Below are 10,441 nucleotides of genomic sequence, written 5' to 3'. Positions count from 1 at the left end.
CGCCCAACTCCTTGCTGAACACCGCCGGGTACCAGTGATTGATGAAACCCCACGCCGCATCCTTGTACGGCTGGTACTGGCTTTGCGTCTTCGCGTTGTTCGTGCGCGCATCACTGATCCCGTGACCCCCACTCACCACTCGGCGACGGATGATCGGTTCGTCTGCTGACATGTCATTCTCCTGTATCACGTTCTGGTGCCCTGCCCCGGCCGCCTGTGCGGTGTGCAGTTCAGGGCTTCATCCTAGGTAGGGCCTCCGGGCTCGGCGCTCCCTTGCGTACCGGGTTTATCCCGTCAGTGCACAAATCACTGAACGAACAGGGCAAGGGAGCACGAGCCGTCGAACCGGAGCGTCAGGCCAGCATCCGGTCACTGCGATCCATCGCGGCATATCGGCCGCAGTGGAACAACAAGGGATCGGCCTCATGCGACGGCAGCCGGAACGACAACACCCGACCAACCAGGATCAGGTGGTCGCCACCGTCGTGACGCTGTGCCGTTTCGCACTCGAACACGGTCTGGATACCGTCGATCAAGGGCACGCCCCCTTCGCCCTGCGCCAGACGAACACCTGCAAACTTGTCAGACGACGCACGCGCAAAACGGTCGGACAGGGCACGCTGATCCGCATCCAGCACATGAATGGCAAAGTGGCTGGCGCTGGAGAAGGTGTCGAAGCTGTAGGCGCTTCGGCCAATACTCCACAGCACCAGGGGTGGCGACAGGGACACCGTATTGAAACTGCTTGCCGTCACCCCCACCGGCGCACCCTCACGGTCACGTGTGGTGACAATGGTGACGCCAGTGGCAAAGTGTCCGAAGGCACGACGCAGCGCTCGCGGATCGATCATGCGACCCCCGACTGAATATCGAGCGGCCCTTGACCAGACGGGGGCGGGAAGATACGACCCATACGCCCCCCTCAGGCCGCAACTGCATAGGATTCGATCAGGCGGTCGGCCTCGACCGGATCGTAGTACCACGGCGCCAGGCTTTTCGGATCGTCAAAAGCGTTGGCGACACGGGCAGCCAGGCGCGGGTTGTCGCGGCAGGCACAGAACACCTTCAACACCTGCTCGGGTGGTGGCAACAGATGGGTGTTGGTGAAGCGCGTCACCCACTGCGCGTAATCCCAGTAAGCTTCGAACGTCGCCTGCATCCAGGCCTCATCAAAAGGCTTGTCGCCCTGTGCGGCGATGGCTGCGGTATAGACTGCCGCACACTTGCTGGCATTGTTGGACCCCTGCCCGGTGATCGGATCGTTGAGCACCAGCACATCGGCCATCCCCATCACCGTCGCCCCCGACGGCAGGCGGCCGACGGCCTTGCGAATGGTCGGCGTGATACGGCCGACCAAGGTGCCGAGATCGTCCGTCAGACGCAGGTCCGTGCAGCGCTCGGCCTCCCACGGAAAGAATTCCCGGATCAGTTCCACGGCCAGCTTCAGATGCGCATCGGGCGTGGTCGCCTCATGCCAGCGGTCCATCGGCCCGCCTGGCACGCACTCCAGGTTGATGATGTCGCAGGGGCCACTGAGCGTCAGTGCAGGAAAATTCACATACTCGCCAATGCCGGGATTGACGCTGATGTTCAGCGCCGAGTAGTCATCGCGCGGCTTCATGCCATGAACGTAAGTCAGCGAGATCGTGCGCAAGGGCTGGTCAAAGGTGCTGCGTTCGGCATCGCGCTCGAACAGTTTTCCGACCTCGCCCTTGCCGGTGGAGACGACGACCAGATCGCTGCCGGCTGCGTAGCGCTCGAGATCTGCCACACCGGCATCCTCGATCAACAGACGGCCTCCACGACGCTCGAACTCGGCCATCCACACCGGCATCTTGATCCTTTGATCCACCGACTGCCCGGGTGCCCCCATCGGCGAGCGCCAGTCGATCGGAGTCTGGCCCGAGCGATCCCCGGCGCGAAAATGCACGCCGGAGATCGGCGGGCAAACCCCATCCCAAAAGGCCAGCCCCAGTTCGCGCTCATAGCCGACAGCCATGTCGTACATGGACTGGCTGGACATCACTCGACCGCTGCCGATCTGATCCGCCGTGCGGTTCGACACCAGGGTGACCTCAAAGCCCTTCGCCAGCAGGCCGATCCCGAGTTGCAGCCCGGCCTGACCGGCGCCGATGATGGTGATCTTGCGCATTTCCGTTTTCTCCGTCGTAGGTTGGTCCGCTGTCTCCGACACCAGAGACGGACACAATTTGACTGACTACGACGGTAAGAAATATGCAAGGACTGCGGCGGATGTGCAGAAAATGCAGGAAAAACAAGCACTCACCATTGCGGTGCGCAAACGCACCACAAGCGTGCAGATTTGTCCGGCTCAGCGCGCCCGCGCCATGGTTTCGTGCGGTTGCTCATCGAAACGCCGACGGTACTCGCAGGCAAACCGACCGAGCTGATAGAAGCCCCAGTGCGTGGCAATTGCGGTCACGCTGCGCGGCTTGGCCGGGTCCAGCAGATCACGGCGGGCGCAGTCCATGCGCAGATCGCGCAGATAGCGCATCGGGCTGACGCCCAGGAACTTCCGGAAGCCTTCAAACAATGTGCGGCCACTGACGCCAACCTCTTGCGCAAGGCTCTCTACGGTCAAGGCCTGCTCCGGATGGGCACGCATGTACTCTTCGGCAGCCTTGACATGACGCGGCAGTACAGTACGGCGCTCACTCTGGCTCAGTTGCGCAAAGTTGCCGGGCAACCAGCTCAATAGGGTCGTCATCAACAGTTGCTCGAACTGCACCCGTACTAAGGCCTCGTCGGCCAAGCGCGGGTTACCGTCGATCTGGTCAAGCACATGCTGCGCGGTGGACACCCACGATCGTACGCCAGCATCCTGCAGATCGAGCACCGGTCGGAACGCCAGCGTCCGCGACATGTCATGCCCCGACAAGGCAGCGGCGTGACGTTCGAGCGCGGCACGCTCGATGCGCACGACGAACTTGCGGCAGTCTTCGCTCCAGTGCATGCCCAGCCCACTGCCTGGCGCGTGAATCGACGCGTGACCGGGATCGGAACAGATCCTGACGCCATCCGCCGTCATGTGATCCACGCCGCTCAAGGGCACCTGGATCAGATAGAAATCACCCAGCCTGCCGGGCTCCACACGGACATCGGCGCCGTACTCCATACGGCTGAAGCCCAGATCGCCCAGACGGCAATAGGCCTGGCGGTAGGCCAGGCTGCCGCCCCCCCGGGTCTGATCGAGGCGATGATCGCAATACAGTCCCGATACGATCTGCCGCGTCTCGTCCAGATCGCTCGATTGGAACAACGCCGAACGCTGATACCTTGCCACCTGCTGCATGGACATCACCCCACCCTGCAAATCCCGTCAATCCGAATCCCACGAGAACGCCGGCAAGCCTGCGCGCCTCAAAAAGGCCGCCAGACTTCACACCCCACGGTCAGCGCGCCAGCGTCTCGGACGGGCTTTCGCCGAAACGGCGCTTGTAGTCGGTGGTGAAATGTCCCAGATGGCCAAAGCCCCACTGATAGGCGACTGCGGTCACCGTTGTTCGCCCTGTCTGGGCACGCAAGAGTTGTTCCCGCACTCGGGTCAGCCGCACCTCTTTCAGGTACAGCATCGGCGAGGTGTTGCGATACTTGCGGAAGCCGGTGAACAAGGACCGGGTGCTGACACCGACGTGCTCAGCCATGTCACCCACGGTGATCGGCTCGTGCGCGTGATCCTCGATGTACTGCTCTGCCCGCTTGATGAAGGCCGGCGTCACCGTGCGCGAATCCTCGCACAAGGTCCGGGTGTAGTTGTGCGACTGACACACCAGCAACATCGTCACCACCATCTGCTCGATCTGTGCCACCAGCAGGGGTGAGACCGGGTCGCACTCGGCCTGCAGGGTATCGAGCAGCCAGTGCATGGTGCGCATCCAGCGCTGGCCGGACGCAGTATCGAGGGGCATCGCCGTGTCGAACACCACCGGGTCTGGCAAGCTGCCACCCAGATGCTGACGACAATGGCGGTCAAGCAGGTCGCGATCCACTCTCAGGATCAGCTTTTCGGTCCGTTCGGCGTGACGAATCCGGACCGGACGGTGTGAATTGAGCACGCTACCCAGTGCAGCCGAGGTTTGCGTGATCTCTCCGCCGCATTCGATACGCTCGCTGCCGGACATGGGCATCTGGATCAGATAGAAGGTGTCGAGCAGCCCGGGCTCGATGTTGACCTCCCCGCCGTAGCTCATGCGCCCAATGCCAATTCCATTGAGGCGACGATAGGCCATGTGCGCATTGACCGGCTTGCGCGCATCGAGGCTCCTCAGATCATTCTCGCAGAACACCCGGGTTCCCCAGCGACGGGCCTCCTCGAGATCGCGAGTCTGAAAACGTTCGAAACTACGCATGCCGGCAAATGCCGATCGATCGTGAATCAACCCCTGCAACTGCATCGTGCTCTCCTCCGTTCTCTGTCGGTAAGCATGCCGAAGTCCGCTCTGTTACGGATCTGCCCGCGGCCAACTGCCGGACGTGAAACGGTGTGGATACGACAGCGGGAAAAGCGGTTCTGCACCACCCACCTTCAGGGCGCAGGCATGAGCCCCGCCAGACCCCGTCACATCGCAACCATCAATCAAGTCCCACAACTTCCCGGGCTCGGCACGCAGATGCTGCCGTTTCGAGGCCTGCCTGGAACAGGGCAGACCACGTCCGTAACAGTACTACTTTTTCAATAGATGCTGATGACCCCATGCACTGGTGACGTCATACGTCTTGACGTCATGATTGCCCTCCTCGACCTCCAGCCCCCCCCAGCCATACTCAACCTGTACCCCTGACGGACTCTCGACGTAGAACGAGAACATCCGGTCATTGATGTGGCGCCCCAGAGCGCGGGTCTGGCGGAAGGGACTACGCAGCACCCGGTCCAGCCCACGGCCGACATCATCGAAGTCACGCACCTGCAGCATCAGGTGACCCAGCCTGCGGCCCAGCGGCAGATAGCCGATGGCCAGCGAGTGGTGGCGCGGGTTGCAACGCATGAACACAAAGTTGCCACGCTGTCCGCCGTAGTCGGGTGTGGACACATAATCGCTGGTCACGAAGCCCAGCATCTCGCAGTAGAAACGATGCACCTCGTCCACATTCTCGACCACCAGCATCAGGTGACCCAGCCCCTGGTCACCGGTGACGAAGCCCCCATGCGCAATCGGCGCATGAAAAGGTTGCTGCGGCCGCAGCAGCGAGCCATACGAAAGCTCGACCGCCATTCCTGCCGGATCGCTGAAGGACAACAACTCGCGCACACCCCGTGCTTCACACGCCTCGGCATCACCGCTGCGCACCGTCACACCGTTGTCAATCAGACGCTCGCGGAGAGTGGCAAAATCCTCGGCACAATCGACCTCCAGGCCGACCGCGACAATGTCGTTGCGCGGTCCTGACGTCACCTGAATCCGCCAGGGACGATCATCCACCCTGAAGCGCACATCCAGCGGATCGCCGGATTCCACCAACTCGCAGGCCAGCACATCGCGGCCAAAATTACGCCATGCGTCGAGGTCGCTCGCCTCGATCTGCACATAGGCCAGTCGTTTAACCTGTGCCATCAGTCTTGTCTCCTGGAATATGTTTTGTTCCGCCCACTCAGAACTTGTGAATAAATCCACTGCGCGGATCGATTGCTGCGTTGCTCACTTGCTCACTCCTCGCCGATCCATTTGATATGTCTCGTCGTTCGCATCGATCGCGCCTCGCACTCGACCCGCTCGCTACGACTTCTTCACAAGTCCTCAGGCGGCGGTTGGCGCCCGGCGCCAGGCGAGAATGGCGGTACGCGCTTCCGGCGTCCCCTCCTCGATGCGCGCAACCAGGGTCATTTCATCCCCTCCGGTGCGCACGACCTTGCGTCGTTGAGCGCTGCCCTGCCAGTTCGGGAAGATGCACAGCTCGATATGGTGCGTCACTGTTTCGCCATCGAAGCTGTAGCCGCCGGCATACGTCAGATACTCGTTGTAGGCGGCCGCCTTGTCGGCATCCGACGCATCCCATTGCCCACCGGTCGTGAATGCCGTGCGCGGCTTCTTCGAAAGCACACAGAACATCCTGCCATCCGCGTAATGGATGAAGCCTTCGAGCCCCTCGCCAAACGGGTGCACAACACGCCCATCATCGTATTCCTGCCGCCACGACACGATGTTCCAGCGCCCCTCGATACCTTGATCTGCCATCCTGCTCTCTCCGGTGAATTGCCGACCTGCGGCGATCCGGTGTTGTCCATCGCCGATGGGCCGTGCCCAGCGGCGGTCCGTTTGAAACCCTTGCTCAGTTCAGCGCACGCGGCTCGTCTGCACCCGCTTCGCCGAGGAAATCACCGACCAGACGTACGAATCGTGCAGCCTGCTCGATCTGGGTCCAGTGCCCGCAGCGGCCAAACACATGCAGTTGAGCCCGCGGGATCAGCCGGCTCAGCTGTACCGAGGAGTCGAGGGGAATCACCCGATCCTCCCTGCCGTGAACCAGCAAGGTTTCATGTGGCAGCGCACGCAGATCGGTCTCGTCACTGGCCAGTGCATCCACCCAGCGCTGGCGGGGCGCGGGAAACATGGCCGAGAAGGCCTCCTGGAACCCCGGCTGGATGCTGGCCTGGTAGCGCAGCCGCGCCAGTTCGTCATTGACCAGCCCTCGGTCGAAGGCAAATATGTCGAGCAGGGCACGCATGTTTTCCAGCGAGGGCTCGTAACCCCAGACCGCCTCCAGCCCCTCGGTGATGGGGAATCGCAAGCCTGCACTCCCCATCAGCACGATGCGACGCAAGCGTTGCGGATGGCGGATGGCCAGCTTGAGTGCAAGCGCACCACCGAATGAATTCCCCACGATATCCACCCGCGGCAGATCCAGCGCATCGAGCAGACCGGTGAGCTGCGCCACCCAGGTATCGACATCATAAGCTTGTCCCGGCCGGCGTTCGGTGAACCCGAAGCCCACCATGTCCGGAATGATGACGCGCCGATCCCGTGCGAGATCGTTCATGACCATCCGCCAGTTCACCCAACCACTGACACCGGGGCCCGAACCATGAATCATCAGCACGGGCGTACCGCGACCGAGATCGTGATAGTTGGTACGAATACCACCGACGTCGATGCTGAGACCCACTTCCGGATTGTCTTGACTCATGTCCGCTCCTGTCAGATCCAGATCCCAAGAATGACGGCGTGACAAGCCGGCCTGAGTGCCGGATATCCAGCCGATAAATTCTCGAGATTTTTTTGTAAAATTAATTTTTAAGTAGATTGTCTTTTATTATTCAAGATGTCAACATCCAATCCGATGCTATGATGATTCCTGAACGCGACTGCCTCTGACCACGATGATGCTCGACACCTCATTCACCTCCAGCGCCTCCCTTCATGACGGCGCTCCCGCTACGCTGATCGAAACCGCGTACCGGGAAATCCGCCGCAATATCGTGCTTGGTGTGCATGCACCCGGCGAAAAACTACGGGTGGAGCATCTGAAAACGCGCTACGCAGTCAGCTCGGGAACCTTGCGTGAGGCGCTGGCACTGCTGGTATCGGACTCGCTGGTGGTCGCTCAGGGACAACGCGGCTTTACCGTTGCCCCGATGTCGGTCGAGGATCTGGAAGATCTCAGCTACGTCCGCTCGCTGGTCGAGTGTGAAGCGGTACGGCAAAGCCTGATTCACGGCGGAGACGAATGGGAAGGACGGCTGGTCAGCAGCTTTCACCGTCTTTCACTGGCAGAAGAACGCCTGGGCGCCAGAACGGCCGAAGTCTATGAGGAGTGGGAGCGACGCAACTTCGAATTCCACGAGGCACTGGTGTCGGCCTGTGCCTCACCGCGCCTGATCCGGCTCAGGGCCACCCTGCACCTGCAGGCTGAGCGCTACCGCAAGCTGTCGGCACTGGACGGCCCACGTCCGCGCGATGTGCACAACGAGCACCAGCAAATCGTCGACCACGCCCTGGCACGCAATGCCGACAAACTGGTGGAGGTATTGCAGAAGCACGTCCGTCGTCCGGTGGATGTCATCCTGCGCAGCAATCTGCTTGGCACACCCAACGCCGACAAGGCGGCCTGACGCTTTCATTCCACGGCGAAGGAAGGCGGTCTCATCTGTGGGGTCGGCAACGGGGTGATCGTCAAGGCCATGCGGCAGAATCCATAGGCTTCGCTCAGGGTCAGATCACCCTACCAATTGCAGTGAATGTCTCCACTGTCGTATGTCCGGACGGTGACCAACTGAAACGGTGCATCAGGGCGCCGAACACCCGCTCGCGCCCTGTACCGCCACTGGCGGCACCTGCTTAACGCTGCGCCCCAATCAGCACAAAGAACAACTGCGCCGGCTGATTGCTGCGGTTGCGCCACGCATGACGGGTACCGACCTGAACCACCACATCGCCCTTGCGCAGGCACTGCTCGCGGCCGTTCCCAAGATCGAGCCAGATCTCCCCTTCGATCACCACGCCGTAGTCGATGGTGCTGGTACGGTGATAACCGGAACCGTCCGGCTCGAAGGTATCCGCTAGCCCAGGCAGGCGCCGGGCGAACTCGGCGCCCGCCTTTTCCGGATCGAAACCTTCACCCGTGCTCAGGCTATCCGGCGGAAAGGTCACCCGCATCGCGGTGGTTCCACCCAGCGCAGGCATGACCGACTGAAGCCCTAGTGCCGCGTCCGCGGGACGTGCCTCGATGTGCGGTGAAGACGGGGTCGTCCACACCACCGCCGCGTGAAAACCCGGACTATGCTCGAAAACCTCACTGCCAGGCACCGGACCTGCGAGCAGGACATCAGCCTGTCCGGCACCATCGTGGCCGGTGACGACTCGGTTCGTGTTCATGATCAATCTCTCCTGTGCTGAAGGATTCCGTGGGGAGCAACACGCCCCCCGCGTTGCCCCCGCGATGGGCGTTCAGTGCTTGATATGGAAATTGGTGAAACCATTGGCCTGGGTCTGGATGTCCTCAAGCGCCTCATTGATCTGATCGAGGGCATAGGGTCGCGACTCCAGCAGGCCGAGATCCACCGTACCGGCGGCAATCATGCTGGCCATCTCGTCGCCCTCCGCCGGGGTGAACCACAGCGAGCCGATGTATTGCAACTGGGCACACATGAAGGGGTGCGGATCAATCGGGATCGGGCCTGCGACCCCACCGATCTGCACGATGCGACCACCCCGCACCACCGCCTGCATGGCATCCACCGACAACTCGGCCGGTGCCTTTGCCCCCAGGGTATCGAGCATGACATCGACGCCATCCGGAATCCGTTCCCGGACCTGCTCATGGATGCTGCGCGCGCCCCAGCACAAGGGGACGACCCGCTGCGGGTCGAGCTTGACCAATCGATCCAGCGCAGCCGGGTCGCGCGCCACCACGACCACCCGCGAAGCGCCAAACGCCAGCGCAAGCAAGGTCGCCCCCACTCCCAGCGTGCCGGTTGCACCCAGGATCAGGATGTCCTGGCCCGGGCGCAGGCCGGATTTGCGAATGGCCGAATAGGCCGTCCCCAGATAACCGAAACGCGCAGCCTGTTCGGTCTTCATCGCGGCGGGCAGACGCACCAGATTGGCCGCGGGTGCGGTGGTGTATTCGGCATAGCCGGCATACGGGTATTTTTCAAAGATGGCCTGTGACCCCGGGCCAAAGCCAAAGTAGCCCATGAAGGTATAGGCGTCACATCGGGTCGGTTCGCCCTGCTTGCAATGACGGCACTCGCCGCAACCGACGCCCGGGTTCACATACACCCGCTCGCCCGGCTTGAACGAGCTCACCCCGTCGCCGACGGCCGCAATCGTGCCGGCCGCATCAAGACCAAAGATCGCCGGCAAGGCTGGCAAGGGCAGGAAGGGATACCAGGTCGGGAAATGCGTCACCACATTGCGCAGGTTCGGAATCACGCCACAGGCCTCGACCCTGACCAGCACATCATGCTTGCCGGGTTTGGGCACCGGCACCTCATCGATCGAGAACTTGCCGCCGATCTCATGCAGGCGTGCGGCTTTCATCATCGTCATCGTGTCTTCCTCCGTGGGTATCGGCCGCACTGACGGGGCGACCTTGCCGTGTGTTGCGGACCTGCAGACCTCGCAGGCCGAACCCGCCCCTCGATACGCATCAGGTACGCATCGACAAAGGGCGTTGAATCGGGAACGCCCGCAGGGCCAGACGGGCATCGGGGCCCCGTTCAGCCTCGGGGATTCAGGTGCCCCCCGAAGCTGATCTGCAAAGGCTCGCCGGTGGCGGGCCTCCGGAATGGGCCGGGCAAGCTGCGCTCAGGACACCGTGGCACCTTGTCTGGCCTTCGCCAGGGTGATGGCGGTGTCCTCGATCATGTCCTCCTGCCCGCCAACCATGCCGCGCCGGCCCATCTCCACCAGAATCTCGCGTGCCGGCACCCCGTACTTCTGCTCGGCACGCTTGGCAAACAGCAGGAAGGACCCATACACCC

10 protein-coding genes and 1 pseudogene are annotated in these 10,441 nt (G+C 62.1%); 1 reads left to right on the top strand and 10 read right to left on the bottom strand.

All coding sequences use genetic code 11. The annotated features are described in order from the left end of the window. Positions 1-353: 353 nt before the first annotated feature. The 7 genes from DNK49_RS22355 to DNK49_RS22325 form a co-directional block, all read right to left on the bottom strand. Positions 354-851, bottom strand: coding sequence for a flavin reductase family protein (locus tag DNK49_RS22355; protein ID WP_110530224.1), 498 nt, complete (start codon positions 849-851; stop codon positions 354-356). Between the two features lie 71 nt (positions 852-922). Next, positions 923-2,152 (bottom strand): styrene monooxygenase/indole monooxygenase family protein, encoded by a 1,230-nt coding sequence (locus DNK49_RS22350; RefSeq protein WP_110530221.1) that lies wholly within the window; start codon positions 2,150-2,152, stop codon positions 923-925. A 180-nt stretch (positions 2,153-2,332) separates the two neighbouring features. Continuing rightward, positions 2,333-3,319: an AraC family transcriptional regulator gene (locus tag DNK49_RS22345; RefSeq protein ID WP_110530219.1), complete on the bottom strand. Its 987-nt coding sequence runs from the start codon at positions 3,317-3,319 to the stop codon at positions 2,333-2,335. A gap of 94 nt (positions 3,320-3,413) precedes the next feature. Continuing rightward, on the bottom strand, positions 3,414-4,415 hold the full coding sequence (locus tag DNK49_RS22340) for an AraC family transcriptional regulator (RefSeq protein ID WP_110530216.1): 1,002 nt from the start codon (positions 4,413-4,415) through the stop codon (positions 3,414-3,416). 270 nt (positions 4,416-4,685) lie between these two features. Continuing rightward, a complete protein-coding gene (locus DNK49_RS22335; RefSeq protein WP_110530213.1) occupies positions 4,686-5,573 on the bottom strand; it encodes a VOC family protein in 888 nt (295 codons plus the stop codon). A 183-nt stretch (positions 5,574-5,756) separates the two neighbouring features. Beyond that, a complete protein-coding gene (locus tag DNK49_RS22330; protein ID WP_110530211.1) occupies positions 5,757-6,194 on the bottom strand; it encodes a lipocalin-like domain-containing protein in 438 nt (145 codons plus the stop codon). Between the two features lie 94 nt (positions 6,195-6,288). Then, positions 6,289-7,143 (bottom strand): alpha/beta fold hydrolase, encoded by an 855-nt coding sequence (locus DNK49_RS22325; RefSeq protein WP_110530208.1) that lies wholly within the window; start codon positions 7,141-7,143, stop codon positions 6,289-6,291. 193 nt (positions 7,144-7,336) lie between these two features. On the opposite strand from DNK49_RS22325, the gene DNK49_RS22320 reads away from it, so the two are divergent. Continuing rightward, positions 7,337-8,068, top strand: coding sequence for an FCD domain-containing protein (locus DNK49_RS22320; RefSeq protein WP_306441437.1), 732 nt, complete (start codon positions 7,337-7,339; stop codon positions 8,066-8,068). A gap of 226 nt (positions 8,069-8,294) precedes the next feature. Here the strand turns inward: DNK49_RS22320 and DNK49_RS22315 are convergent, their stop codons facing one another. From DNK49_RS22315 to DNK49_RS22305, 3 genes and pseudogenes are all read right to left on the bottom strand, one after another. Continuing rightward, complete coding sequence (locus DNK49_RS22315; protein WP_110530206.1) at positions 8,295-8,831, bottom strand: cupin domain-containing protein; 537 nt, start codon at positions 8,829-8,831, stop codon at positions 8,295-8,297. 72 nt (positions 8,832-8,903) lie between these two features. Then, positions 8,904-10,007, bottom strand: a complete 1,104-nt coding sequence (locus tag DNK49_RS22310; protein ID WP_110530203.1) for an alcohol dehydrogenase catalytic domain-containing protein — start codon at positions 10,005-10,007, stop codon at positions 8,904-8,906. A gap of 258 nt (positions 10,008-10,265) precedes the next feature. Then, positions 10,266-10,441: pseudogene (locus DNK49_RS22305) on the bottom strand (4-hydroxy-2-oxovalerate aldolase); the annotation flags it as partial.

The organism is Parazoarcus communis SWub3 = DSM 12120 (genome assembly GCF_003226565.1).
Classification (GTDB): Bacteria; Pseudomonadota; Gammaproteobacteria; order Burkholderiales; family Rhodocyclaceae; genus Parazoarcus; species Parazoarcus communis.
The sequence above is the reverse complement of the archived record's forward strand: the minus strand, read 5'-3'. Positions and strand labels throughout refer to the sequence as shown.

Bases quoted from the DNA above. Each gene is read 5' to 3' on its own strand.
- DNK49_RS22345 (WP_110530219.1), bottom strand. From the start codon at position 3,319: ATGTCCATGCAGCAGGTGGCAAGGTATCAGCGTTCGGCGTTGTTCCAA.
- DNK49_RS22315 (WP_110530206.1), bottom strand. From the start codon at position 8,831: ATGAACACGAACCGAGTCGTCACCGGCCACGATGGTGCCGGACAGGCT.
- DNK49_RS22320 (WP_306441437.1), top strand. From the start codon at position 7,337: ATGATGCTCGACACCTCATTCACCTCCAGCGCCTCCCTTCATGACGGC.
- DNK49_RS22340 (WP_110530216.1), bottom strand. From the start codon at position 4,415: ATGCAGTTGCAGGGGTTGATTCACGATCGATCGGCATTTGCCGGCATG.
- DNK49_RS22330 (WP_110530211.1), bottom strand. From the start codon at position 6,194: ATGGCAGATCAAGGTATCGAGGGGCGCTGGAACATCGTGTCGTGGCGG.
- DNK49_RS22355 (WP_110530224.1), bottom strand. From the start codon at position 851: ATGATCGATCCGCGAGCGCTGCGTCGTGCCTTCGGACACTTTGCCACT.
- DNK49_RS22350 (WP_110530221.1), bottom strand. From the start codon at position 2,152: ATGCGCAAGATCACCATCATCGGCGCCGGTCAGGCCGGGCTGCAACTC.
- DNK49_RS22325 (WP_110530208.1), bottom strand. From the start codon at position 7,143: ATGAGTCAAGACAATCCGGAAGTGGGTCTCAGCATCGACGTCGGTGGT.
- DNK49_RS22310 (WP_110530203.1), bottom strand. From the start codon at position 10,007: ATGACGATGATGAAAGCCGCACGCCTGCATGAGATCGGCGGCAAGTTC.
- DNK49_RS22335 (WP_110530213.1), bottom strand. From the start codon at position 5,573: ATGGCACAGGTTAAACGACTGGCCTATGTGCAGATCGAGGCGAGCGAC.